The following is a 24346-nucleotide window of genomic DNA, read 5'->3' as shown; positions in this document are numbered from 1 at the left end:
CCGGCGCGATGCGGCGTCCGGGTCACGCCTTCAGGTACTCCGACTTGGCACCCAGCCAGCGCGCGGCATGGCGCTGTGCGGCCTGCGGATGCTCGCGCAGCATCACTTCGGCCACCTGGCGCGCCCGGGCAATCAAGGCCTGGTCTTCCTGCAGGTCGGCAAAGCGCAGCAGTGCGGCCCCCGACTGGCGGGCACCCATGAACTCGCCGGGGCCGCGGATTTCCAGGTCACGCCGGGCAATCTCGAAACCGTCGGTGGTCTCGACCATGGCCTTCAAGCGCTGCTTGCCCGAATCCGACAGCGGGGAGCCATACAGCAGCACGCACACGCTGGCCACGGCGCCTCGGCCCACCCGGCCGCGCAGCTGGTGCAGCTGGCTCAGCCCGAATCGCTCGGCGTGCTCAATCACCATCAGGCTGGCGTTGGGCACGTCCACGCCCACTTCGATCACGGTGGTGGCCACCAGCACGGACAGCGTGTTGGCGGCGAACTGCGCCATGACCTCCGCCTTCTCGGCGGCCGGCAGGCGGCCGTGCAGCAGGCCCACCCCGAAGCCCTGCAGGGTCTCGCCCAGCTCCTGGTGGGTCTGGGTGACGTTGCTCAGATCCAGCGGCGGGCGGCGATCGGACGCACGGCCGGCGGCTTCGTCGGCGGCCTGGTCGCTGGCCTCGGTTTCGTCGATCAGCGGGCACACCCAGTACACCTGACGACCGCGCGCCACCTCGTCACGGATGCGCTCGATCACCTCGTCGCGGCGGCTGTCTGCAAACACCTTGGTGACGATGGGCGTGCGGCCCGGGGGCAGCTCGTCGATGGTGCTGACCTCGAGGTCGGCCAGGTAGGTCATGGCCAGTGTGCGCGGGATGGGCGTGGCGCTCATCATCAGCAGGTGCGGCTCGAGTTCGGCGCTTTCCAGCTTGCGGCGCAGCTGCAGCCGCTGCGCGACGCCAAAGCGGTGCTGCTCGTCGATCAGCGCCAGCCCGAGCTTCGCGAACTCGACCTGGTCCTGAATGACCGCATGCGTGCCGACCACCAACTGCGCCTCACCCGATGCCACGGCGGCCATCTGCTCGCGCTTCATTTTGGGCTTGAGGCTGCCGGTCAGCCAGGCCACCTTCACGCCCAGCGGCTCCAGCCAGCCCACCAGCTTGCGGAAGTGCTGCTCGGCCAGGATCTCGGTGGGCGCCATCAAGGCGCACTGCCAGCCCGCGTCCATCGCCACGGCGGCGGCCAGTGCGGCCACCACGGTCTTGCCCGAGCCCACATCGCCCTGCAACAGCCGGTGCATGGGCCGGGCCAGCGACAGGTCGGTGGCAATCTCGGCCACCACCCGCTGCTGGGCGCCCGTGAGCTGAAAAGGCAGCACCGCCATCAGGCGATCGAGCAGGCCTTGCGGCCTGGCCCGCAACGACGGGGCGCGCAGATGGGCGCGTTCGGCCCGCGCGCGCAGCTGCGACACCTGCTGAGCCAGCAGCTCCTCGAACTTCAGGCGCTGCCAGGCCGGGTGGCTGTGGTCTTCCAGCGCCGCCAGCGACACCTCGGGGCTGGGGTGATGCAGGAAGTCGAGCGCCTCGCGCAGGCTCGGCCACGTACGGGGCAGCAGCGCGGCCGGAATCACCTCGTCCAGCGGGGCGCGGGCCAGGCCGGCTGCCACGGCCTTGCGCAGATAGGTCTGAGGCAAGCCGGCGGCCGTGGGGTAGACCGGCGTGAGCGCGGCGGCCAGCGGGGTGTCGTCCTGCACGATGCGCACCGTGGGGTGCACCATCTCGCGCCCGAAGAAGCCGTGGCGCAGCTCGCCGCGCACGCGCAGGCGCACGCCGGGCCCCCAGCTCTTCTGCTGCGAGCCATAGAAGTTCAGGAAGCGCAGCAGCACCTCGCCGCTGCCGTCACCCAGACGGATGAGGAGCTGACGCCGCCCGCGGGCCTCGATGCGGCTTTCGCGCACGGTGCCCTCCACCTGCACGGTCTCGCCATCACGGGCATCGCACAGCCGGGTCAGCCGCGTTTCATCCTCATAGCGCAGCGGCAGGTGCAGCGCGAGGTCGATGTCGCGCACCAGGCCGAGCTTGTCCATCGCCTTCTGCGGCGCAGAGCGGGCTGCGGCAGGGGCCGCGGGCGCGGCGCCGTTCGATGTGCGGGATGAAGCGGCCTGGCGGGGCACGGTGAGGTCGCAGAGTAGGCTGGGAAGACGGATTGTGCCTGTGGGGCGCGCAGCCGTGCCCGATCAACAGCGCCCGGACCGACGGCTGCGCGGATTGAGCTTGTCGAGCTCGGCCACCTGCTGCTTGAGCAGCATGATCAGCGTGCGCGCGTCGTCCACCGCCAGGGACACGGTGCTCGTGATGCGCTCGTCCTTCGCCGGGCGCGGCTGCACCAGCGCGTCCACGCTCAGTTCGATCAGTCCCTTGTCGTGACGGATGGCCTTGATGCGTTGCAGTTCGATGTCGTGGGTCTTCATGACGGGTGTGCAGGGGAATCGGAGAGGGCGATTGTCGGCCACGCGGCGCACGCCGGGGTGGGCGCTTGAGCGACAATCACGCCTTTTGGCACGGGGCTCGTCCGCCCCTCAAAACAGCATGGCCTCCCTCGCTCCCTCCGCTGACCGCGCCTACACCCTCGCCGATTTCGATTTCGATCTCCCCGAGTCCCTGATCGCCCAGCACCCGGCCCCTGAACGCAGCGCGTCGCGCCTGCTGGATGGCCGCGGCACCCAACCGGTCGACCGCGTCTTCCGCGAACTGCCCGACCTGCTGCAGACCGGCGACCTGCTGGTCTTCAACAACACCCGCGTCATCAAGGCCCGCCTGTTCGGCGCCAAGGCCACCGGGGGAGCCGTCGAGGCCCTCATCGAGCGCGTGCTGCCCGGCACCCACGAGGTCTGGGCCCACATGCGCGCCAGCAAGTCGCCCAAGCCGGGCGCCCGCGTGCGCTTTGCCGACGCCTTCGACGCCGACGTGCTGGGCCGCTGTGGCCCGGACAACGGCCTGTTCCACCTGCGCTTCGAGGGCGACCCGTTCGCGCTGCTCGAGCAGCACGGCCACGTGCCGCTGCCGCCCTACATCACCCACGCCGACGAAGAAGACGACGTGCGCCGCTACCAGACGGTGTTCGCCAAGGAACCCGGCGCCGTGGCGGCCCCGACGGCGGCCCTGCACTTCGACGAGGGCGTGCTCGCCGGTCTGGCTGCCCGCGGCATCCGCACGGCCGAAGTGACGTTGCATGTCGGCGCCGGCACCTTCCAGCCGGTGCGCACCGACAACCTGGCCGAGCACAAGATGCACAGCGAGTGGTTCGATGTGCCGCAGGCCACGGCCGAAGCCATCCGGGCCACCCGCGCGGCCGGCGGCCGGATCGTGGCAGTCGGCACGACCACGCTGCGCGCGCTCGAGTCGGCCGCCCGCGGCGCCCCACCCGAGGACATCCTCGAGGCCGGCCAGCGCGACACCGACATCTTCATCACCCCGGGATTCGACTTCCGTGTGGTGGACGTGCTGATCACCAATTTCCACCTGCCCAAAAGCACGCTGATGATGCTGGTGAGCGCGCTGGCCGGCTACGATCACATCCGCGCGCTTTACGCCCATGCCATTGCGCAGCGCTACCGTTTCTTCAGCTATGGCGACGCCATGCTGATCCAGAGGTGACCCATGGCCCTGCGCTGGCTTCGTCTGCTGTTGTGGTTGACCCTGCTGTCGGTCCTCGCTCCGAGGATGGCTGGCGCAGCCGAGGCCGCGGCAGCCGGCACCCAGACCATCGACCGCGCAACCCTGGCACCCGGCGCCTGCACGGAAGGCCGCGAAGGTCGCCCGGTGACGCTCCCCGATGACTGGCGACAACTGAAGATCACGCCGCCGGCCGTGGCCTGTTACCGGGCCAAGCTGCTGCTCGACCACACCCCGAAAGAGCCCTGGGCCTTGCGCATCGACCGCCTGCCAGGCAACCACCGGGTCACGGTCAACGGCGTGCCCCTGGGCACCCGTCACATGGAGGGCGAGCAGATCACCAGCATGGGCACCCTGCCCTACCTGATCGAAGTGCCCGCCAACGTGCTGCTGCGGGGCGACAACGACATCCAGATCGACGTGCGGATGAACAACTTCCGCAAGCCGGGCGTGTCGCCGATCGTGGCGGGGCCGCTCGACAACATGCGCGATGAGTTCGACCGCTGGGCCATGCTGACGGTCGAGTTGCCGCAGACCGCCAACATGAGCGTGGTCGGCATGGCGCTCTTCATCCTGCTGGCCTGGCGCGCCCGTCCCAAGGAGGCCATCTTCGGCTACTTCGGCTGGCTCATGCTCATCATGTGCGGCCGCAACGCGCTCTACCTGGTCGAAACGGTCAGCTGGCCCGCGCCCTTTGTCGACTGGCTGTTCTTCGCCACCCACGCCATCACCACGTACTACCACGTGATGTTCGGCCTGTGTTATGCCAACGTGCCCTATCAGCGCCTGATCTGGCCCCTGCGGGCCATCGGATTCGGCGTGCCGGTGCTCGGCCTCATGGCCATGGGCACGCCCTACCTCGACGTGCTGCGCATGGTCACCTACCCCGTCATGATGCTGGGCGGCGTGCTGATCGTGGTGAAGATCGTTCAACACGCCTGGACGCGACACTGGCTTGAGGCGGTCGCCATGACGCTGGGCCCGGTGGGCACGCTGGTCAGCATGGGGCATGACTACCTGTTCCTCACGCCGCTGCTGGCCGTGACTGACCTGTACTGGACGCCCTACTTCTCGCCCATCATCTTCCTCGGCTTCGCGCTGACCCTGATGCGCAAGTTCGTCGAGGCCATGACGCTGGCCGAGCGCCTGAACGTGACGCTGGAAGAACGCGTGGCCGAGCGCACCCGCGCCCTCGAGGCCGCCAACCAGTCCAAGACCCGGTTCCTGGCTGCCGCCAGCCACGACCTGCGCCAGCCCACCGCCGCCATCGGCCTGCTCACCAGCCTGCTGCGCCAGCAGGCCACCACACCCGAAACCCGCAAGCTCACGCACATGCTCGATGAGGCCGTCAGCTCGATGGAATCGCTGCTGGTCGGCCTGCTCGACATCTCGCGGCTGGACGCCGGCGCGGTGAAGCCGGCCTTCCAGGCGGTCAGCCTGCACGACGTCTTCCAGGCGGTGAAAGTGCACGAGCAAAGCGCCGCCGATGCCAAGGGCCTGCATCTGCGCTTCCGCCTGCCGCGCCACGCGGGCCGCGACCACCTGACCGTGCTGACCGACCCCATGCTGCTGCACAGCGTGCTGCGCAACCTCGTGGCCAACGCCATCCGCTACACCGAGCGAGGCGGGGTGCTGGTGGCTGCGCGCCGCCGGGGTCGACATCGCCTGCGCATCGAGGTCTGGGACACCGGCATCGGCGTGGCCCCTGACCAGCAGGAACGCATCTTCGAAGAGTTCTACCAGGTCGGCAACTCGGCGCGCGACCGCAGCCGAGGCATCGGCCTGGGCCTGGCCATCGTGCGCCGCACGGCGTCGGTGCTGGGCGAGGCCATCACGCTCAAGTCGCGGCCCGGTCGGGGCTCGTGCTTCGCCATCGAGTTGCCGCTGAACCTGGCGCCGCGCCAGGCCCAGGCGCCACAGCCCGTGCTCGAACGCCCGCTGTCGGGCCAGATCGTGTGGGTGGTGGAAGACGACGTGCTGCTGCGCGGCGCATTGGGCGAGATGCTCGCGAGCTGGGGGGCGCACCCGCAGAGCTGGCCGCACAGTGAAGCGCTGCTCGACGCCCTGCCCGATCTCCTGGCCGCCGGCCCTGCAGCCTGGCCTGACACCCTGATCACCGATTACCGCCTGCCGGGTCTCAGCGGGCTGCAGCTGGCTCAAAGACTGAGCGCCCAGCTGCAGGCCCAGGGCCGCTCGCTCAAGACCCTCATCATCAGCGGCGACACCGACCCCACCGAGATTGCCCGCCTGAGCGCGTCCGGACAGGACGTGCTCGCCAAACCCTTCCGCAGCGAGCGCCTGCTGGAGCGCCTGCACAATCTGCAGGGCACCGCCGCCGCAGCCTGACACCGAACGAGACCATGCTGAACTTTGAACTGCTGAAAACAGAGGGCCACGCCCGCCGCGGCCGCCTGACCCTCAACCACGGCGTGGTCGAAACGCCCATCTTCATGCCCGTGGGCACCTATGGCACCGTCAAGGGGGTGATGCCGCGCTCGCTGGAGGAAATGGGCGCACAGATCATCCTGGGCAACACCTTCCACCTGTGGATGCGCCCCGGGCTGGACATCATGCAGCAGTTCGGGGGCCTGCATAAGTTCGAGAACTGGCACAAGCCCATCCTGACCGACTCGGGCGGCTTCCAGGTCTGGTCGCTGGGTGACATGCGCAAGATCAGCGAAGAAGGCGTGCGCTTTGCCTCGCCGGTCAATGGCGACAAGCTGTTCCTCACGCCCGAGATCAGCATGCAGATCCAGACCATCCTGAACTCGGACATCGTCATGCAGTTCGACGAGTGCACGCCCTACTGGAAGGGCGACAAGTCACTCGGTCACATCACCACCGAGAAGGAAGCGCGTGCCTCCATGGAGCTCAGCCTGCGCTGGGCCAGGCGCTGCATCACCGAATTCCAGCGCCTGCAGAACCCGAACGCGCTGTTCGGCATCGTGCAGGGCGGCATGTTCGAACACCTGCGCGAGGAATCGCTCGCCGGCCTGGTCGACCTGGATCTGCCAGGCTATGCCATCGGTGGCGTGAGCGTGGGCGAACCCAAGGACGAGATGATGCGCGTGATGAACCACATCTCACCCAAGCTGCCGGCCCACAAGCCACGCTACCTGATGGGCGTGGGCACACCGGAAGATCTGGTGGCGGGCGTCGCGACCGGCGTCGACATGTTCGACTGCGTGATGCCCACCCGCAATGCGCGCAACGGCCATCTGTTCACGCGCTTTGGCGATCTGCGCCTGCGCAACGCCCGCAACAAGTCCGACGAGCGCCCGATCGACGAAACCTGCACCTGCTACACCTGCGCCAACTTCAGCCGCGCCTACCTGCACCACCTTGACCGTTGCGGCGAGATGCTCGGCCCGATGCTCACCACCATCCACAACCTGCACTACTACCTCAACCTGATGAAGGAAGTGCGGCAGGCGCTGGATGAAGGCCGCTTCGCTGCGTTCCAGCAGCAGTTTGCCGCCGACCGCGCCCGCGGGGTCTGATCGGCAGGGGCGCTCAGCGCCGACGCTGCATCAGCAGGTCGGCGATCACGGCGCGGTGTTCCGAGGCAATCGCACCACCCACCTTGACGGCGCGCACGCCGATGTCCTCGCTGACCAGGATGTGGTCGATGCGCAGGAAGGACTGGAACAGACCGATGCGCAGCGAATGGCCGTGCGTGTAGCCATAGCCGAAGCCGGCAGACGACCACACATCACGCAGGCCGGTGGCCAACAGGCTTCGCACGACGTCGGTGCGCTCGGGCGCATTGAGGTCACCCGCCACCACCACCGGCCCCTGGATGCCCCGCAGGGCCTCGGCCAGCGCATGGGCCTGCTCCACGCGGACCGTGGCGTTGCCCTCCCACACCTCGAGCCCATCGAGCCCGCCACGGCGCACGGCCAGCAGGCCCTGCCGCGGGGTCACGAAGTGCACATTGACCAGCGTGAAACGGCCGTGGGGTCCGTCGACCTCACAGCGCACGAAGTCATGGGCCTCGCGCTGCTCGGGCGGAAAGGGCAGGCGCTCGGCATGGCAGCCGTGCAGCGGCAAGCGGCTGGCGACCACATACTGCCCGTGCAGGTACACGTTGCGGTCACCGAACAGGCTCGCCTGCAGACCGGGCATCGACCGCTCGATGTGGCGCAACTCGCCCGCATCCTGCATCACCAGCACATCCGGGTCGTGGGCGGCAATCTCGGCGGCCAACCCTTCCATGCCACCCGGTCGCTGTGACGCCAGCATCACCTTGGCGTTGTACGTCATCAGGCGCAGGGGCTTGTCGCCTTCGTCGGCCAGGCCCAGCGCCAGGTCCATGACGACCCCGCTGACCAGCAGCACCGACGCCAGGCTCATCAGCCGCCAGACGGGGCGCAACCACATCGAAGCCCACAGCGCGAGCACCGCGGGCACCAGCATCCACGGCCACGGCAGATAGGGTGCCAGCGCCAGCAGCGGATGTGCCGAATGGCCCGCATGCAGCAGCCACGCTGCCACCACAGACACGAAGAACACCCCTGCCACGCCAAGCCGCACAAACGGCGAAACCCAGGTCAGGACACTGCGCCGTACCGGCCTTGTCGACACACTCAACCGTTCACCCTCATCGTCACACCCGCCGCAGGCGCAGGCTCACCAGAACTGCCAGTTCCCGTTCAGCACCACCCACACGCCCAGCACACCGTTGGTGACGGCGTGGGCCAGGATCGGCGCCCACAAGGAGCGGGTGTAACGATACAGCAAGGCATAGGCCAGCCCCGCCACGATGGCGCCCAGCCAGTGCGTGTGGGCCAGCATGAACACCAGCGTGGACAGCGCAATGGCCTTGACCGACACCCGGGCGGGATCGACCGTCTCGAAGTCCGGTCGGTCGACCCAGCGCATCAGGAACGAGCGCCAGAACAGCTCTTCCATCACCGGCACCATCAGGGCCGCACCCACCCAGCGAAAGGCGATCAGCCCCCACATCAGGCGGCCCTCTTCATCGACCGGCACGAAGTTGGCTGTGGGTTCGCCCAGCATCATCCAGGGCTCGGTCAGCACCACCCAGAGCTTGAACACCACCAACCCGACCACGACCGACACGAGCGCGGCCTTCCAGCCCAGTCGGACGGTTTCGCCGTAGGGGCGCTGGAGTTCGCTGTAGCGTCTCCAGTAATAGACCAGCAGGCCGCCGACCACCACGACACACAGCGGATAGATCCACCGGGCATCCAGCCAGCCGCCATCCTCGGTCGGCACAGCCCCGCGCAGCGCCAGCAGCGCCATGAAGACGATGAAAGGAACGATGCGGGGCCAGGCCGCAGGGGTCAGCAGATTGCCCATGGGTCAGTGATGGAGGTGAGGTCAGGGGGTGGGCTCGTCGAGCAACGCCTGAACGCGCTGCTGCAAGGCCGCCGGTGTGACCTGCTCGGGCGGGATCGGTTCCCCGACGACCAGCCCCACGGGGTTGAACACCCCCCGACGCAGGGGGCGGGCCAGGGCCACCCCGTCGATGCGCGAAAAACTCGAACCCCACAGGTTGTGCAGCGCGGCGGGAATCACGGGCACCGGGTTCGTCTCGAGGATCTTCATGATGCCGGCCTTGAAAGGCTGCAGCTTGCCGTCGCGCGTGATGGCGCCCTCCGGGAAAAGGCACAGCAGCTCGCCTTCGTTCAGCACGGCCCGGGCGCGCTCGAAGGCCGCCTCGTACGCAGCCGGATCTTCCTTCTGAGGCGCGATCGGAATGGCCTTGACCAGGCGGAAGAACCAGCCGATGCCGGGCGTGCGGAAGATGCGGTGGTCCATGATGAACACCATGGGCCGCGGGCTCAGCACACCAAGGATCACCGCGTCGACAAAGCTCACGTGGTTGCACACCAGAATGGCCGCGCCATCGGTCGGCAGGTGATGGTCACCCCGGACCCGCAAGCGGTACACGATGCGGGCCACGAACAGCATCACCAGGCGCACGATGTACTCGGGCATCAGCCAGAACACATAACCCACCACCAGCACGTTCAGCACGGCGGTGGCACCGAACACTTCGGGAATGGTGAAGCCAGAAGACAGCATGGCGCCGGCGGCCAGGCTGCTGACGATCATGAACAGCGCATTGAGGATGTTGTTGGCGGCAATGATGCGCGCACGGTGACTGGGCTGTGACCGCAGCTGGATCAGCGCGTACATCGGCACGCTGTAGAGGCCGGCGCTGAAGGCCAGCAGGGCCAGATCGACCATCACACGCCCATGCCCGGGCTGGGCTACGAAGGCCGCCGCATCGAACAGGGGTGCATCGGCCGGGTACGACAGCCCGCTGGCGGCCAGGTACAGATCGAATGCGAACACGGTCATGCCGACGGCACCCATGGGCACCAGGCCGATCTCGACGTGCCGGTGCGAGAACCGCTCGCACAGCAGCGAGCCGACCGCGATGCCCACCGAGAACACCACCAGCAGCAGCGAGGCCACCTGCTCATCCCCATGCAACACATCGCGCGCGAACGACGGAAACTGCGCCAGGAACACCGCCCCGAAGAACCACATCCACGAAATGCCCAGCAGCGAACGGAACACGCTGGGGTAGGTCGCGGCCAGCTTGAGGTTGCGCCACGTTTCGGACACCGGGTTCCAGTTGATCTTCAGCCCCGGATCGGACGAGGGCGAGGCCGGAATGCCGCGGGCCGTCAGCCAGCCCAGCAAAGCCACGGCAAAGCACGCGGCCGCCACCCAGTGCCGTCCGGTTTCGTTGATGCCCATGAGCAGCCCCCCACCCACGTTGCCCAGCAGAATGGCGACGAAGGTGCCCATCTCGACCAGACCATTGCCCCCGGTGAGCTCGTGCTCCCGGAGGTGCTGGGGCAGGTAGGCGTACTTCACCGGCCCGAACAGGGTCGAGTGCAGCCCCATCAGGAACACGCACCCCAACAAAAGCGGCACCCAGGTGAACCAGAAGCCCAGGCCGGCCAGCACCATGATGCCGACCTCCATGAGCTTGACGCTGCGCATGATGAAGGCCTTGTCGTGCTTGTCGGCCCACTGCCCGGCGGTGGCAGACAGCAGCACGAAGGGCAGGATGAACAGCGCCCCGATGACCAGGCCGGCCATCTTCGCGTCCAGCCAGCTGACCTGCAGCTGGTAGGTCACCAGCACGGTGAAGGCGAACTTGAACAGGTTGTCGTTGGCCGCCCCGAGGAACTGCGTGAAGAAGAACGGGGCAAATCGGCGCTGGCCCAGCAGACTGAACTGGCCGCCGCGGGAAGACGGGTCACTCACAGGGAAAACCTCCTTGGTCCGGGCCTCGTCGTGAGCCCGGTACTGCGCCGATTGGACATCAAAAAGGCGCGCAGCCGCCGAGGCTCACTTCTTGAGCCGGGACAGCACCGCCTCGGTGTCCTCGCCCAGCAGCGGGCCACGCCGCTGGATGGCGCCCGGTGTCCCCGACAGCTTGGGCACGATGCCGGGCACCTCCACCGTCAGACCGTCGTGCGTCGTCACGGGCACGATCATCTCGCGCGCCCGGTAGTGCGGGTCTTCGGCGATGTCCTGTGCGGTGTAGATGCGCCCCACGGGCACGCTGGCCGCGTTCAGCACGTCGAGCACCTGGGACACGGCCCGCGCGCCGGTCCACGCGCCGATGGTCGCGTCAATCTCGGCCACGCGCTTCACGCGCCCCGGGTTGCTGGCCAGCTCCGGGTCGGTGGCCAGGTCATCGCGGCCGATGGCGATCATGAGCCGCTTGAAGATCGAGTCGCCGTTGCCGCCGATCACCACCATGCCGTCGGCACAGGGGTAGGCGTTGCTGGGCGCAATCCCTGGCAGGGCCGAGCCTGCCGGCTGCCGCACCGCGCCGAACGCGCTGTACTCGGGCAACAGGCTTTCCATGCAGTTGAACACCGCTTCGTACAGCGCCACATCGATCACCTGCCCGCGGCCCTTGGGCACCTCGGAGGTCACGGTGGCGTGCCGGGCCTGCAGCGCCAGCAGGATGCCGATGACCCCGTGCAGCGCCGCCAGCGTGTCGCCCAGGCTCACACCCGCGCGCACGGGGATGCGACCGGGTTCGGCGTTCAGGTAGCGCATGCCCCCCATGGCCTCGCCCACGACGGCAAAACCGGGGCGGTCCTTGTAAGGCCCGGTCTGTCCGTAACCGCTGATGCGCAGCATGATGAGCCCCGGGTTGCGCGCGCTCAGCGCGTCGTAACCCAGGCCCCACTTCTCCATCGTGCCGGGCTTGAAGTTTTCGATGACCACGTCGGCCTCGTCGATCAGCCGCGCCGCCGTCTCACGGCCCTCGGGCGTGCGCAGGTCCAGCACCACACTGTGCTTGTTGCGGCTCTGCACCTGCCACCACACGCTGGTGCCGTTGTGCAGCATGCGCCACTGGCGCAGCGGATCGCCACCCGCACTGCCCTCGGCGGGCGGGGGCTCGATCTTGATCACCTCGGCGCCGAAATCCGCCAGCGTCTTGCCAGCAAAGGGGCCGGCGATCAGCTGTCCGAGTTCGATGACGCGCAGGCCGCCCAAGGCCTGCGGCGAGGGCGGGGCAGAAAAAGGAAGCGGGCTCATATGAGCCCGCATTCTCGGTCAGATCGGCCGCACTGCCCTCAGGGCTTGGCCGGGGGGGCGGCCGGTGTCGGGGCCGCACCCGGTGCCGGATCGGTCACGAAGCCGATCTTGCTCAGACCGGCGCGCGACGCATCGGCCAGTGTCTCGGCCACCGCACGATAAGGCACCGCCTGGTCGGCCCGCAAATGGATCTCAGGCTGCGGTTGCTTCTCCGCCTCGACCGTGAAGCGCGCGGCGGCCTCTTCGCGGCTCAGCGCAGCGCCATTCCAGTAGCGCACGCCATCGGCATCGATCGACAGGTCGATCTTCTCGGCCTTGGCCGACATCACCGTGGCACTGGCCTTGGGCAGCTCCAGCTTGACCGAGTGGCTCAGCAGCGGGGCCGTCACGATGAAGATCACCAGCAGCACCAGCATCACATCGATCAGCGGCACCATGTTGATCTCGGCCAGCGGCGCACTGCCCTTCTTGCCGTCAAAACTGGCGAAAGCCATGGTTCAGTCCCTTCAGGCTTGCGACTTCATCGGCACCACAGCGGCGGGCGCACGGCCCGGCTCGGCGTCGGTCGAGTTCTTCAGCGTCTGGCCGGTCGACAGGAAGGCGAACAGCTCGAAGGCAAAGGCGTCCAGGCGGGCACCCCACACGCGGTTGCTGCGCGTCAGCCAGTTGTAGGCCATCACAGCGGGGATGGCGACCGCCAGGCCCACGCCGGTCATGATCAGCGCCTCGCCCACCGGGCCGGCGACCTTGTCCAGCGTGCCGGCCCCGGTCTGGCCGATGGCCAGCAGCGCGTGGTACACACCCCAGACGGTGCCGAACAGACCCACGAACGGCGCGGTGGCACCAATGGTGGCCAGCACCGTGAGCCCGCTTTCCATGCGCATGGTTTCCTCGTCCAGCACCTTCTTGATGGTGCGGGTCAGGAACTCCTGGGCCGAGCCGGCTTCTTCCAGCTTGGCGGCGCCGTACCGAGCGTGGTGGGCCTGCGCATGCATGGCGTGCGAGGTCAGGTGCGAGAACGGCTCGCTCACGCCGTGGGTGCTGATTTCGTGCTGCACGGCTTCCAGCGAAGTCGCGTTCCAGAAGAAGGTCAGGAAGGCCTGGCTGCGCTTCTGTCGCAGGTACAGGCCCACGCCCTTGGTGACGATCAGGGCCCAGGAGGCCAGCGACATCAGCACCAGGATGACGAACAGGCCCTGCCCCACCACGTCCGTCTGGGCGATGAAGTGGCTGAACCCCATGTTCACCGGCCCGGCGGCCGGTGCGGTGGTGACCGCCGTGGTGGCGGCCGGGGCGGCAGACGCAGCGGCAGTCGCTGCAACGGTGGTGTCGGTCATGTCAGTCTTCCAGATTGAACGTCAGGGGCGCCAGCACCCACACGGTACGGGCCACGCCCTCCTCGAGGTGCGGCTGAAAACGGGCGGCGCGCATCGCGCTCACCGCAGCCTGGTCCAGGCGCGGGTACCCCGATGATTTGGCGATCTCGATGTCGCGCGGGCGACCGGTCTCGTCGACCAGCACCTTCAAGCGCACAACGCCTTGCTCTCCCAACTCGCGCGAGGCACGCGGGTAGGCCAGCGGCGGCTCCACCAGATAGCGCACGGCCGACGAAGGCAGTACCTTCGGTGCGGCCGGTGCACGGGGTGGCTCGGCGGCGGGAGCGTGTGGCGCGGCCACCGGGGCAGGTGCCGGTGCGGCGGCCGCGGCCACCGGGGCGGGCTGCGGCTTCACCTCGGTCACGGGCGGCGCCACCATGTCGTTGGGCACGGCGGGCTGCCGGCTGGTCAGCAGCGGCGGGGTGGGGGTGGGCGTGGGCTGCATCGGCCGTGCCACCGGTGTCGGCGGCCGCGGTTGCGGCGGCGTTGGCGCCTCCACCTTGGCTGGCGCCGGGGGCGTCACCACGGTATCGGGCGCCTCGCTCACCAGCGAAACCGTGATGGGCTGCGGCTCCGGCTCGGACGGCACGTCGCGCGAAAACGCGACGATCAGAGCGGCCAGTGCCGCGTGGGTCAGGACCACGCCGACCGTCAGCGCGTGCCGTTGCAGCGGGCTGAGCTCACTGGGTGCGCTGGACAGGACGCCCCACGAGGGTACGGCGATCGAATTCATGGCGTCATCGTAGCACGCCTGATGCAATTGCGAATCAATCTCATTTGATTTGCGCCCGTTTCGCCACATGTCGATACACCTGCCCCTCGTCAGAGGGCCCTGACGGCCGGCGCCGTCGTGGGATGATCCGATTGGAACGCAGCCAGGGGCACCCGGGCGGCTTTCACGCGCATTCAAACAGGGACACCATGCATTTTGACGTCTTGACGGCCCCGCTAGAGGGCCCTTCGGCGTGTGGCGAGGACTTGTCGTTCTCCCCCGAATTCGACCAGATCGCCGAGATGCGGCGCGAAGACGACCCGACCCTGGACCAGGGTGAATGGGTGACCTCGCTGAAGGTGGCCGACTGGCCTGGCGTCAGCCGACTCTGTCAGGCACTACTGGCCGAGCGCAGCAAGGATCTGCGCCTGGTGATGTGGCTGACCGAGGCCGAGGCGATGTTGCGCGGCTACGCGGGCCTGCGCGATGGCCTGACGCTGTGTGCCGCCCTGTGCCGTGATCAGTGGGATGCGCTGCACCCCCTGCCCGACCAGGGCGACATGGAGGAGCGCATCGGCAACCTCGGCTGGCTGCTTCAGAAGGTGCAGTCCTTTGCCGACAGCCGGCCCGTGACCCGCCCACGGCATGGCGCACCGCACAGCCTGCGTGACCTGGCGGCAGCCCGCCAGAGCAACAACGCACCCAGCGAGCCTGAAAACGCGGCAGACCGAATCACGGTCGATGGGTTCATGCGCGCCTTGCGCGACACCCCCCGCGACCACCTGCGCGCCCAGGTCGAGGCCCTGCGAGACAGCCAGGCTGCCCTGCGCGTCCTCCAGGACGTGATCGACAGCCAACTCGGCCAGGACGGTCCGAGCTTTGTCACGGCCCGGGAAGCGCTGAGCAATGCGCTGCATGATCTGGAGCGCCTGGCGCGCGAGGTGGGCGCACTGGACGGCCACGCCGAGGCAGACCACCTGCAGGACAGCCCCGCCGGAGAGCCCTCCACCGAGGCCCCGGCCTCGGCCGTCGCCCGGGGCCCGGTGGCCAACCGTGCGCAGGCGCTGCAACAGCTGCGCGAGGTGGCGAGCTTCTTCCGCCGCACCGAGCCCCACAGCCCGGTGGCCTACCTCGCTGACAAAGCGGTGAAATGGGCCGAAATGCCCCTGCACGAATGGCTGCGCCACGTCGTCAAGGACCAGGGCGCCATGAGCCACCTGGAGGAACTGCTGGGCCTCCACCCCGACCCCGAGCACCCACAGGGCCATTGACGCCTGCGATCCGTCCGCTCGAGCGAGCGGACGAGCCCGTTCAGGATCCCACCCGAAACTCGATGCGCCGATTGCGGGCGCGGCCCGCCTCGGTCGCATTGCTGGCCACGGGTTGGTCGGGGCCCATGCCGGAGATGGCAATGCGGTCGGCGGGCAGGCCCTTGCCCGTCAGATAGGTCTTCACGGCCTGCGCCCGCGCCAGCGACAAGCTGACGTTGGCAGGACGGGCACCATCGGCGTCGGTGTGTCCGATCACCTCGAAGCGGCGGTCCTTCAGGCGCGCCATCACCGCGGCCATCTCGTCGAGGAGCGGCAGGCTGGCCGGGCGCAGCACGGCACTGCCGGGCTCGAACTCGACGATGCGGTTGGCCAATGCCTGGTCCACCACCGTCTGGTCCTGCACGGCCACCCGCAGCCCGTTGCGCACCGTGTAGGTCGGATTCAACGACTGCGCCATGTCACTGGCCAGTTGCTGGCGCAGCGCTTCGTTCGGCACTTCGCCCCGAATCTCGACCGTCTGGCCCTGAATGGCCAACTGCCCGTGTGAAACCTGCTTCAGCGCGGGCGAGAGGAGCTTGCTCACGTGGTCGCGCCATTGAGGCGGGGCGACCACCGAACCCAGGCTGAGCTGGTCGACCACCCGATCGGCCCCGTAGAGCTCGCGCAAGCGCCCGATGACGGCCGCCCGGGTCGCTTCGTCCGGCACGGTGCCCGACGCCACGACCGGGCCGGAACGCCCGGTGCCACCCGACGGCAAGGCCGCCGCCGGGCTGGACGACGAAGGCGGGGCGGGGGAACTGGCCGATGCCACCTGTGCCAGCGCGACCGATCCGCAGACCAGCCCGAGAACCAGCGCCATGCCGGCCCGCAACATGGTCGTATTGCGGTGCTGGATGCTTGCCATCTTCACGCTCCCAGAAACACTTCGTTGTAGACATCGAGCGCCTGCGCCAGCGACAGCCCGGGGTCGCGCAGGTAGTTCGACAGCTTGCGCAGCCCGTAGTCGCCGGCGACCTCCTCTTCGACCCAGTCGAGATCGCGCAGGAACACGCCCTGCTCCGTCAGGCGGGGCGGATCGATGAGGCCATGCAGCGCGGCCGGCGATGCGCCATGGAAGCCCACCACCAGGTAAGGCAGGTCATCGACCGTCGCGGCAAACAGTCCGAGCTCGACCTCGTGGCGCGCGAAGAAGCCCAGCACCATCGCGAGCCACCAGCAGGCCACCGCGCCCCGGGCCGTGGGGTCCTGTGGCAGGGGCAGGCACAGCACCTTGTTGAGACGGGCTGCGCCCTGCGCCATGGCCGGTTGCAACAGCATGCCGAGCGCCAGTGTGGCCTGCCGGACGGACAGACGGTGCCCCGCCGCGGACAGCATCTGCTCCATCGACGCCACCGTGCGCGAGGCCAGGAAGTCCGCGAGCACCGCCTGCGCCTCGTCCGCATGGAGGTCGGCATCGATCACCGCGTCCAGGCTGGCCTGCGCGTGCGCGAGGTCGGTCGCCGCGTGGGCCACGCGGGCCACCTGCTCGAGTCGGCTCCAGAGCCGCGAGAGCGCCAGCGGCGCCAGGGGCACCGTCAACCGGGGTGTCTCTACCGTCAGGGCACAGGCCGTGAGGAAGGGGAAACGCCGTCCGGAGGCGTCCTGGCTGGCCATCCAGTGCCCGGCCAGGCCGACGCGGCTGCCCGTGCCGAGCACGGCAAAGGTGAGCGGAGACGCACCGTCGTACAGCAGCTTCCAGCGTGGGTCGGCCGACAGCCGTTCCATCGTCTGGCTCTGCCAGGCGTCCAGTCGCTCGATGAGTGCGCCGTGCTGGGCGCTGCGTACGAAATCCCCGCGGCAAGGGACCTTGCCGAAGTAAAGCAGGTGGCCGGTGGCGTGCAGACTGGGATGGGCGCTCACGACACGGTCTCCGGCGAACGGGGAATGGCGGGCAGCAGCGCGGCCTGCGGCCCGGGCTTCGGGCTGGGCGGCGGTGTCGGCGCGCCCGGGGCACCAGACGTGACCGGGGCGGCGTCCTCGGCAGCGCCAGCCACCAGGGCCGGCAGCGCGCCCGGACGGGCGGCCGGCGCCCCACCCTGACCGGCCGGCGTGGTCGGCGCCGCCGGTTCTGCAGGGGCCGCGTTCGACACGATGCGCAGGTGCACCGCCACCGACGCCGTACCCTGCGTCCAGCGCAGTTCGAACACGTTGCCCTCCACCTTGCGGCGGGTGGCGGCGTTGATCATCTTTTCCAGCCCGTAGCGGCCGGCTTCGCTGAAGAACACCACCGTGCGGCCGCTGTAATCGACCCCCTGCACGCGCACCCCCGGCGTGCCGGGCCCTGGCCACACGAAGTGGGCCCAGCTCGCCGTGCCGTTGCGGTAGCGCATGACCTGACCGTCGACCTCGACGGTGTACTCGGTCAGCCCGGGCACGGCCTGCGGCAACATCTGGAAGACGGTCTGGGCCTCGGCCGCGGCGCCCGCTGCGGCGCCACCCGGTGCGGCACCGCCGCCGGCCGTCTGGCCCGAGAGCGGCGCGACCCAGCCGGCCAGCCCGGCGGTGAACTCGGGGCGCAGGCGCACGCCCAGCTCTGCCCAGGTCCGCGGCGTCAGCTGATCGCCCCGCTTGTGCACCAGCGTGCCCAGAGATTGCTCGACGAACTTCGCCACCGCGCCCTCGGCACCGAACACCTTGGCCACCTCGGCCGGGCTGGCCTCCATCTGGGCCGAGCGATCGAAGGGATATTTGCTGGCGAGCGTGCGCTGGTAAGGCTCGTACACCTGGGCCATCCACACGCGGTTCAGTTCGGCCTCGGCCGGACGGACCAGCACTGCGAACGCCTGCATCAGCGGACGCACCAGCAACGGCCGCAACGCTGCACGCTGCGAGTCGGCCATGCCGGTCAGCATCTGCTCGTCCACCAGCTTGAGCGCCTCGGCCAGTTCGCCCTGCCCGTCCAGCGTCTGCTGCATCAGCTGGCGCGCCAGTGGACCTGGATCCCCCTGGGTCTTCATCTGGTTGAAGCGCGAGCGCAGCTTGGACAGCGATGCCAGGTACTGCTGCATCATCGGCGTGCCGCCATCGCGCGCCATCATGATGCGGGCCACGGCACCGAACTCGCGGCCCACCGGCCCCATCGGGATCTCACCGGCCTGACCGGCCTGCACGTTGACATTGACCTGCACCGGTGTGCGCGACATGCCCAGCACCGTCTGCTTGAACCAGTCGATGAAGCCGGCACGGGCCTTGGCCAGCTGCTCGTTGGCCACCGTGGGGTTGTCCCACGCGGTCTGCTCGTGCAGCGTGCGAAACAGCGTGCCGACCGGGGAATTGGTGGGGTCGCCCAGACGGTTCATGTGCAGGACGGCCTGCTCGAATCCGCCGAAGTCCTGAACGTTGATGCCCTGCATGAACTTCTGCCACTCACGCACGTACTCGGTCTTGTAGAGCTGGGTGAGCGCCTTCTGCACCTGCTCGGGGCTGCCTTCCAGGGTGAGGTCGTCGGAGGCCGCCGTCTTGAGCACCCAGTCGGTGGACTGCAGTTCGCCATGAGCGGCGTCCTTGATCGCGTCGCGCACCAGGCCTTCCCACGCCTCGCGGGTGAAGGCCCCCGAGACCGCGTGACTGCCGGCCACGATCGCACGGTCGCCCTCACCCACGAAGCGGGCGACCGTGACCGGGGCATACCGGATCGCGGCACGGGCCTTGATCTCCGCGTACACGCGCTCGCGGGCAGGCATGCCCTTGATGACGCGCCGCAGGTTGTCGCGCGTCTGGTCCAGCAGCGTGAGGTTGAGTTCCTGCTGCGGGAAGGCCGGGTCGGCCATCTGCACGATGGCAAAGGACATCAGGCGCTCGGCACGGGCCACCAGCTGTTCACGCGGCATGGCCCCGCGGTTGGCGTCCAGCCAGCCTCGCCAGAAGCGGGTGAGCTGGTCGCTCATGTGACCCGGCTCCAGGCGGCTGCGGTCGCCCAGCATCAGGTAGGCCTTCAGCGCGTTGTAGGCCTCGGACACGTCCGTGCTGGAAGCGCGGGCATACGGTGAGGCCGCATCGGGCGCAGCCGGCGTGGCCGCCACCGGGATGACGCCGGGCTCGTTCACACGCTGCAGCGGCTTGAGCGACGCGGCGTTCGCGTTGACCTCGCTGAGGTAGGCGGCCATCGCATCGGCCGAAGGCTTGAGCATGACCGCCTGCAGGCCCGAGAAATACTCTTCCTTCAGGCGCCGCTCGATGGCATCCCCCTGGTAGAGCCCCAATCCGATGGACCAGGGACGGGTACCGCGGTAGCGCTGCATCTGCTCGAGGCGGTCCTGCAGGATCTCGAGCGCTTCGAGCCGGGAAGCGAGGTCGGTGCGGCGCTCCTGGACACGCTGCGCCTTGGCCATGTCGGCCTGCACATGGGCCACGAGCTGCCGGTTGCCCATCCAGGACCAGGTCCAGCCACCCAGCAGCACGCCGAGCAGCGCCACGCCGCCGAAGAAGGTGGCGTAACGCAGACGCAGCTTGCGCCGGCTGGTGTACTGCTGAACCAGTTGCCGGTCGGCAAAGATCACGCGCGAGAAGAGTTCCTTCAGGAAGAAGCCGCTCTGCGAGTAGACGGCCGCGGACGTGCCCGGTTGCAACTGCAGTCCGAACTGGGCCGCCACACGTTCGCTGGCGCGGCTGGTGGACTGTCCTTCCTGTACCGCGCTGGTGAAGTAGAAGCCGCGGAAGATCGGGCGGAATTGGTAGGGGTTTTCTTCGAACAGCGTGTTGATGAAGGTGCGCAGGGCCGGCTTCAGCGCGGCAAACTCCAGCGGGAAGGTCAGCACGCCCGGTGGCAACTGCTCGCCACGGTGCAGCGACATGCGGGCCACCGAGGCCGCCTTCAACCCTTCATACAGCTCGTCGAAATGCCGATCGAACAGGGCCACGGCATCGCCCCGCGTGCCGGTGTCGTATGCCAGCGTCGCGCCCCACACCTTGTCGCGCTCGGCACGGTCGCGGTCTTCGAAGAACTCGACGAAGCCGGCGATCAGGTCGGCCTTGGTGAACACCACATACACCGGTGCAAAGACCTCGAGCCGCTCGGTGAGCTCCTGCACGCGCTGACGAAGCTTGATGGCCAGGTCGATGGCGAACTCGGGCTTCTGGCCGGCCAGTTCGGCCACGCTGACCGCGATGATGACGCCATTGAGCGGCGCCATGGGCCTGTGCTTCTTGAGCAGCGACAGAAACCCCAGCCACTCGCTGCGGTCCTCCTCGTGCACCGAATAGCGGCCGGCCGTGTCGAGCAGGATGCCTTCGGTGGTGAAGTACCAGTCGCAATGGCGTGTGCCGCCGATGCCCTGGATCACCTGCTCGGTGTTGTCGGCAAACGGGAACTTGAGACCCGACTTGACCACGGCCGAACTCTTGCCCGCGGCCGGGTTGCCAATCACGGCGTACCAGGGCAGCTCGTACAGCGCGGCCGAGCCGGACGTCTCGCCCAGCCTGGACGACTTGATGAGGCGCACGGCCTCGGCCATGCGCTCGCGCACCGCGGCCACCTCGTCCTGCTGGTCCGGTCGCGCCTGGCGCACGGCCTGGTCCGCCTCGGCGCCCATGGCCTGCTCCAGGGCCTGGGCGGCCTGCCGCGCCCGCCAGCGGCGCACACCCCATACGGTCAGCCACGCCAGAGCCAGCAGGCCGAGCACCACCGCACTCCACACCAGGCCCACGCGCATGGCGTCGGCGCCGAGCAGGAGTAAGCCAACCAGGGCCGCCACGCCGATCGCACTGAGGACGCGGGGGTTCAGAAGGAAAGTCCAGATTCGTTGCATGCGGGGGTCCGTCTCAGGCTGTGGCGGGCGCGGATAGGGGCGGGGCGTCGGCGTTGGCGTCGGACGTCACGGGGGGCGGTGCGTGACGCAGCGGCACGACGACCCGTTCATGGCTGTCCTGCATCAGCACGGCGTAGGTCGTTGCATCAGGGGAGGCCTGCTGGCGCAGCGCAGCGTGGGCCAGCGCGATGGTGGCCACCCCACGTGCGGCGCCCAGATCGCCACACACCTCGCCCAGGCGCACCACGCCGGTGGCAGCATCCACCGCGGGCAGCGCATCCTGAACGGACTCGAAGAGCTCGGCGGCACGGCTGCCGCGGTGATCGGCGTCGGCCACCACGACGGGCGGCGCGTCGGCTGGGGCCGGACTGCGGGTGGCGGCGGCCTCCAGCAAGGCTTGCAGCGTGGCGGTGCTCGCCCGGCCCACGGCATCGGCCGACTTGTCACGGCGGGCAAGCAGGGGGCGCCCCAGCAGTATGGCAGGCACATCGAGCGCGCCTGGCTGAGGCCACATGGGGCTCGCCAGCAGCAGGCCTGCGGCCCCCTCACCCGGAATGCGGCCCTGCTGATGGTGGGCAGTGAACAGTTCGCCACGGGCCTGAAGGCCGTCGATTTCGTCGGCGTCGATGGCGCTGTCGACGGCGAGCATGAGCAGCAACTCGGGCGCCGGATCGCGGTGCCACCGGGCAAGGGTCTGGTCGACCTCGTGCCACACGGCATCCACGGACTCCGGCGGCGTGGTCTGCCAGCGCAGGGCCCGCGCATGGGTGGCCTCGGCCCAATCGAGCAGCACGCCACACTGCCCACGCAGGGCCTGGACAAACAGCGCCTGGTCTTCGACCGACCAGCGGGCCGGCAGCGCCAGGCGCACGGTGAGCGTCGGCCGGCGGGCCTCCTGGATTGCCAGATGCTGCGCCGACACCGGCGCGGCCACGCCGGACAGATGCGCGCGCATCGAGGGCGCGGCCGCATCGTCTTCAGGCTCACGGGATGAGCCACCATGGGTTTCATCAGGGATTAGGCGGCTGACGGCATCGAGCAGGGGCGGGAGCACCGACTGCATCAGCACCCAGGCGCGCTGCACGGCGACCGACGCAGCGCGCCCGTCAGGGTGGCTGAGCACGGCATCGGGCTCGGAGGCCAGGAGTTCATCGACCTGCTCGACGCGGGCGGCGAAGACCGGCATGCCATCCAGGTCGAAGAGGGTGGCGTCCGGGCCCGGACGAGGGGGATTCGATTGCAAGGTGGCCCAGGCGGCATCGGCATCGCTGCCCGCGCGCAGGGACACCGCAGAGGCGAGCAGCCAGGTGGTGGCGGCCCGCAAAGCGGCTTCCGAGCCAGGCTGCTCGTCCAGGGACACCGTCGGTGCGGCCCGGTCCGCCGCCGGGGCCGGACTTTTCCGCAGGCGCTGAACGCCCCGCAAGGTGAGCCACAGCGCGACTGTGAGCATGACAGGCAGGACCAGCAACTGCATCACGATGTCGCGATCGGCCACGGTGGCATCCGTGGTCTGCCACTGCCAGATCGAGAAGAGCCAGATGACCGCTGCGATCACCAGCCACATCCCCGCCACTTTCCAAACCTGGGTCATGCCTGAACTGCCTGATAGATGACCGGGCAACCGGAGCGTGCAGCCACGGTCGCGCTGCGTCTCAGATGTCGGTGGAGACGGCCTGTGTCGCGATGAGGGTGGCGCCACAGGCGCACTTGTCGCCATGACGGGCTGCCGGCATGCCGTCGATCAGCATGGTGGGATCGCCTGTGACGATGACGGTCGTGCCGCCATGCCCCTTGCGCGGGCAGGTGACCTTGTCGCCAACCCGCGCGATGCCGCGGCCATGGGTGTCGGTCATGGCCGACGCCTGCACCACGGTGCCCCCGTGGTCGGTGACATCACCGAGGACGATGAATGGACGGCCCATGGCCTCGCGCTCCCTGCTTGCTTGTGTTTTATGGGCGCAGCCTGGGCCGCGCGGGGCGAGTCTAAGGGCGCAGCGAAGCGACTCACCCCCCTCCAAAGCAGGTCACCTGTTACGGCTTGTGTCGAGTGTGAGCGGGTTTCAGCGGCCGCGGGCGGCGCGCATGGCTTCGCGGATGCCGGGCTTGCGCCACTCCACGTGGCCCAGGTCGAGCATCTGCCAGCGGCCGCCCCAGGTGAGGCCGACCCGTTCGGCCACCTCACCATATCGGCGATAGCCTTCCATGGCCCAGGGGTCGCGTTCGGAGATGACCAGGCGCCCGTTGCGCAGGAAGGCACAGTCGGCGGCCAAGCCCCACTGGTGGTAGCTCTGGCCCGCGGTGGCCTGCGTGACGTGCGCGCCCTTGGCGGCCAGCTGGTTCTGGCGCTCGGGGCTGCGCCACCCTTCGAGCAAGGCCATCTCGTAGCCATGCTCTTCCTTCATGATCCGGAACACCCACAGCAGCCGCTGCACGAAGTCCTGGTCCATCTGCTCCCAACGGCGGTCGGCCAGCGCCAGCATGGGGCGCTCGATTTCGACTTCGGCGGTGGCGAAGACCTCGGGTGGCAAGGGGGGCGGAGGCACGAGGTGTTCGCCTGCCAGCAACTGCGTGATGCGTTCATCGGCCACGCTGGCGCGGTCGTCGAAGCCGTCAAGCACCCTGGGGCCGCGCAGGCCCCAGCCGAGCACGGCCAGGGCTGGCATGGCGACCAGCAGGACCACGGCGGCCGGCGTCCGCCACGAGGCGGGCCGCCACCAGGGGCGTACCGCGGCGCCCATGACGGGCAAGCGGGGGCGCGGCGCCCGGGCGGCCTGGCGCGGCCAGGACCACTGCACCGCGTGACGGCGTCGCCACGTCAGCGCGAGCCGCTGCCAGGGGCCGGACCACCAGCCGGGAAACACCACGCCGGCCAGCACCGCGCACCCGAGCGCAAAGCCGGCCCACAGCCACCCTGTCTGCATCGTTCTGTAACCATTGCTTGCAACCCCACAACGGGGGTGCAGGTCCCTGGGAATGTGATTCGTAGAATCTCGCG

The 24346-nt window shown here is 68.9% G+C and carries 19 protein-coding genes; 4 read left to right on the top strand and 15 right to left on the bottom strand.

Annotated features, from left to right (window positions below; all coding sequences use genetic code 11):
• Nucleotides 1–22 precede the first annotated feature (22 nt).
• A complete protein-coding gene (gene recG / locus DEH84_RS04770; protein WP_245932686.1) occupies nucleotides 23–2074 on the bottom strand; it encodes an ATP-dependent DNA helicase RecG in 2052 nt (683 codons plus the stop codon).
• 150 nt (nucleotides 2075–2224) lie between these two features.
• Entirely contained in the window at nucleotides 2225–2458 is a 234-nt protein-coding gene (locus DEH84_RS04765; protein WP_109035235.1) for a hypothetical protein, read from the bottom strand.
• Between the two features lie 118 nt (nucleotides 2459–2576).
• On the opposite strand from DEH84_RS04765, the gene queA reads away from it, so the two are divergent.
• The 3 genes from queA to tgt are packed head-to-tail and all read left to right on the top strand — an operon-like array spanning nucleotide 2577 to nucleotide 7162.
• Complete coding sequence (queA, locus tag DEH84_RS04760) at nucleotides 2577–3644, top strand: tRNA preQ1(34) S-adenosylmethionine ribosyltransferase-isomerase QueA (protein ID WP_109035233.1); 1068 nt, start codon at nucleotides 2577–2579, stop codon at nucleotides 3642–3644.
• 3 nt (nucleotides 3645–3647) lie between these two features.
• Nucleotides 3648–6008, top strand: coding sequence for an ATP-binding protein (locus DEH84_RS04755; RefSeq protein ID WP_109035231.1), 2361 nt, complete (start codon nucleotides 3648–3650; stop codon nucleotides 6006–6008).
• Nucleotides 6009–6022: 14 nt separating this feature from the next.
• Nucleotides 6023–7162, top strand: a complete 1140-nt coding sequence (gene tgt, locus DEH84_RS04750) for a tRNA guanosine(34) transglycosylase Tgt (RefSeq protein ID WP_109035229.1) — start codon at nucleotides 6023–6025, stop codon at nucleotides 7160–7162.
• Nucleotides 7163–7175: 13 nt separating this feature from the next.
• Here the strand turns inward: tgt and DEH84_RS04745 are convergent, their stop codons facing one another.
• The 7 genes from DEH84_RS04745 to DEH84_RS04715 form a co-directional block, all read right to left on the bottom strand.
• Nucleotides 7176–8174, bottom strand: a complete 999-nt coding sequence (locus DEH84_RS04745; protein ID WP_109035228.1) for an endonuclease/exonuclease/phosphatase family protein — start codon at nucleotides 8172–8174, stop codon at nucleotides 7176–7178.
• Between the two features lie 117 nt (nucleotides 8175–8291).
• Nucleotides 8292–8984, bottom strand: a complete 693-nt coding sequence (locus tag DEH84_RS04740; RefSeq protein ID WP_109035226.1) for a CAAX prenyl protease-related protein — start codon at nucleotides 8982–8984, stop codon at nucleotides 8292–8294.
• Between the two features lie 21 nt (nucleotides 8985–9005).
• A complete protein-coding gene (locus tag DEH84_RS04735) occupies nucleotides 9006–10913 on the bottom strand; it encodes an MFS transporter (RefSeq protein WP_109035224.1) in 1908 nt (635 codons plus the stop codon).
• A gap of 84 nt (nucleotides 10914–10997) precedes the next feature.
• Entirely contained in the window at nucleotides 10998–12206 is a 1209-nt protein-coding gene (locus tag DEH84_RS04730; RefSeq protein ID WP_109035222.1) for a CaiB/BaiF CoA transferase family protein, read from the bottom strand.
• 38 nt (nucleotides 12207–12244) lie between these two features.
• Nucleotides 12245–12700: an ExbD/TolR family protein gene (locus tag DEH84_RS04725; protein WP_109035220.1), complete on the bottom strand. Its 456-nt coding sequence runs from the start codon at nucleotides 12698–12700 to the stop codon at nucleotides 12245–12247.
• A gap of 12 nt (nucleotides 12701–12712) precedes the next feature.
• Nucleotides 12713–13543, bottom strand: coding sequence for a MotA/TolQ/ExbB proton channel family protein (locus DEH84_RS04720; protein WP_245932685.1), 831 nt, complete (start codon nucleotides 13541–13543; stop codon nucleotides 12713–12715).
• Between the two features lies 1 nt (nucleotide 13544).
• Nucleotides 13545–14315, bottom strand: a complete 771-nt coding sequence (locus DEH84_RS04715) for an energy transducer TonB (protein WP_109035218.1) — start codon at nucleotides 14313–14315, stop codon at nucleotides 13545–13547.
• 188 nt (nucleotides 14316–14503) lie between these two features.
• Between DEH84_RS04715 and tssA the strand changes: the two genes are divergently transcribed.
• Nucleotides 14504–15565 carry a type VI secretion system protein TssA gene (tssA, locus tag DEH84_RS04710; RefSeq protein WP_109035216.1) on the top strand — a complete coding sequence of 354 codons (1062 nt, stop codon included), beginning with the start codon at nucleotides 14504–14506 and terminating at the stop codon, nucleotides 15563–15565.
• 40 nt (nucleotides 15566–15605) lie between these two features.
• Here tssA and DEH84_RS04705 read toward each other — a convergent pair whose 3' ends face one another.
• The 6 genes from DEH84_RS04705 to DEH84_RS04680 all read right to left on the bottom strand — a co-directional run bounded on the left by DEH84_RS04705 (nucleotide 15606) and on the right by DEH84_RS04680 (nucleotide 24272).
• Nucleotides 15606–16469 carry an OmpA family protein gene (locus DEH84_RS04705; RefSeq protein ID WP_245932684.1) on the bottom strand — a complete coding sequence of 288 codons (864 nt, stop codon included), beginning with the start codon at nucleotides 16467–16469 and terminating at the stop codon, nucleotides 15606–15608.
• A 2-nt stretch (nucleotides 16470–16471) separates the two neighbouring features.
• The gene (gene tagF, locus DEH84_RS04700; RefSeq protein WP_109035214.1) at nucleotides 16472–17464 is read right to left on the bottom strand and encodes a type VI secretion system-associated protein TagF; all 993 of its coding nucleotides are present in this window, start codon (nucleotides 17462–17464) and stop codon (nucleotides 16472–16474) included.
• Nucleotides 17461–21351 carry a type VI secretion system membrane subunit TssM gene (tssM, locus tag DEH84_RS04695; RefSeq protein WP_109035212.1) on the bottom strand — a complete coding sequence of 1297 codons (3891 nt, stop codon included), beginning with the start codon at nucleotides 21349–21351 and terminating at the stop codon, nucleotides 17461–17463. Before tssM ends, tagF begins: the two co-directional genes overlap by 4 nt.
• 13 nt (nucleotides 21352–21364) lie before the next feature.
• Entirely contained in the window at nucleotides 21365–22942 is a 1578-nt protein-coding gene (locus DEH84_RS04690) for a hypothetical protein (protein WP_159098863.1), read from the bottom strand.
• Nucleotides 22943–23003: 61 nt separating this feature from the next.
• Nucleotides 23004–23273, bottom strand: coding sequence for a PAAR domain-containing protein (locus DEH84_RS04685; RefSeq protein ID WP_109035208.1), 270 nt, complete (start codon nucleotides 23271–23273; stop codon nucleotides 23004–23006).
• Between the two features lie 138 nt (nucleotides 23274–23411).
• On the bottom strand, nucleotides 23412–24272 hold the full coding sequence (locus DEH84_RS04680) for a M15 family metallopeptidase (RefSeq protein ID WP_245932683.1): 861 nt from the start codon (nucleotides 24270–24272) through the stop codon (nucleotides 23412–23414).
• Nucleotides 24273–24346 lie beyond the last annotated feature (74 nt).

The organism is Aquabacterium olei (assembly GCF_003100395.1).
GTDB lineage: Bacteria > Pseudomonadota > Gammaproteobacteria > Burkholderiales > Burkholderiaceae_C > Aquabacterium > Aquabacterium olei.
Note: the sequence above shows the minus strand (reverse complement) of the source record. Positions and strands in the feature narration are given on the sequence as shown.

What these genes read in the sequence shown, in the direction of transcription:
- recG (WP_245932686.1), bottom strand. Translation starts at nt 2,074, where the DNA reads ATGGACAAGCTCGGCCTGGTGCGCGACATCGACCTCGCGCTGCACCTG.
- DEH84_RS04765 (WP_109035235.1), bottom strand. Translation starts at nt 2,458, where the DNA reads ATGAAGACCCACGACATCGAACTGCAACGCATCAAGGCCATCCGTCAC.
- queA (WP_109035233.1), top strand. Translation starts at nt 2,577, where the DNA reads ATGGCCTCCCTCGCTCCCTCCGCTGACCGCGCCTACACCCTCGCCGAT.
- DEH84_RS04755 (WP_109035231.1), top strand. Translation starts at nt 3,648, where the DNA reads ATGGCCCTGCGCTGGCTTCGTCTGCTGTTGTGGTTGACCCTGCTGTCG.
- tgt (WP_109035229.1), top strand. Translation starts at nt 6,023, where the DNA reads ATGCTGAACTTTGAACTGCTGAAAACAGAGGGCCACGCCCGCCGCGGC.
- DEH84_RS04740 (WP_109035226.1), bottom strand. Translation starts at nt 8,984, where the DNA reads ATGGGCAATCTGCTGACCCCTGCGGCCTGGCCCCGCATCGTTCCTTTC.
- DEH84_RS04730 (WP_109035222.1), bottom strand. Translation starts at nt 12,206, where the DNA reads ATGAGCCCGCTTCCTTTTTCTGCCCCGCCCTCGCCGCAGGCCTTGGGC.
- DEH84_RS04725 (WP_109035220.1), bottom strand. Translation starts at nt 12,700, where the DNA reads ATGGCTTTCGCCAGTTTTGACGGCAAGAAGGGCAGTGCGCCGCTGGCC.
- DEH84_RS04720 (WP_245932685.1), bottom strand. Translation starts at nt 13,543, where the DNA reads ATGACCGACACCACCGTTGCAGCGACTGCCGCTGCGTCTGCCGCCCCG.
- DEH84_RS04715 (WP_109035218.1), bottom strand. Translation starts at nt 14,315, where the DNA reads ATGAATTCGATCGCCGTACCCTCGTGGGGCGTCCTGTCCAGCGCACCC.
- tssA (WP_109035216.1), top strand. Translation starts at nt 14,504, where the DNA reads ATGCATTTTGACGTCTTGACGGCCCCGCTAGAGGGCCCTTCGGCGTGT.
- DEH84_RS04705 (WP_245932684.1), bottom strand. Translation starts at nt 16,469, where the DNA reads ATGGCAAGCATCCAGCACCGCAATACGACCATGTTGCGGGCCGGCATG.
- tssM (WP_109035212.1), bottom strand. Translation starts at nt 21,351, where the DNA reads ATGCAACGAATCTGGACTTTCCTTCTGAACCCCCGCGTCCTCAGTGCG.
- DEH84_RS04690 (WP_159098863.1), bottom strand. Translation starts at nt 22,942, where the DNA reads ATGACCCAGGTTTGGAAAGTGGCGGGGATGTGGCTGGTGATCGCAGCG.
- DEH84_RS04685 (WP_109035208.1), bottom strand. Translation starts at nt 23,273, where the DNA reads ATGGGCCGTCCATTCATCGTCCTCGGTGATGTCACCGACCACGGGGGC.
- DEH84_RS04680 (WP_245932683.1), bottom strand. Translation starts at nt 24,272, where the DNA reads ATGCAGACAGGGTGGCTGTGGGCCGGCTTTGCGCTCGGGTGCGCGGTG.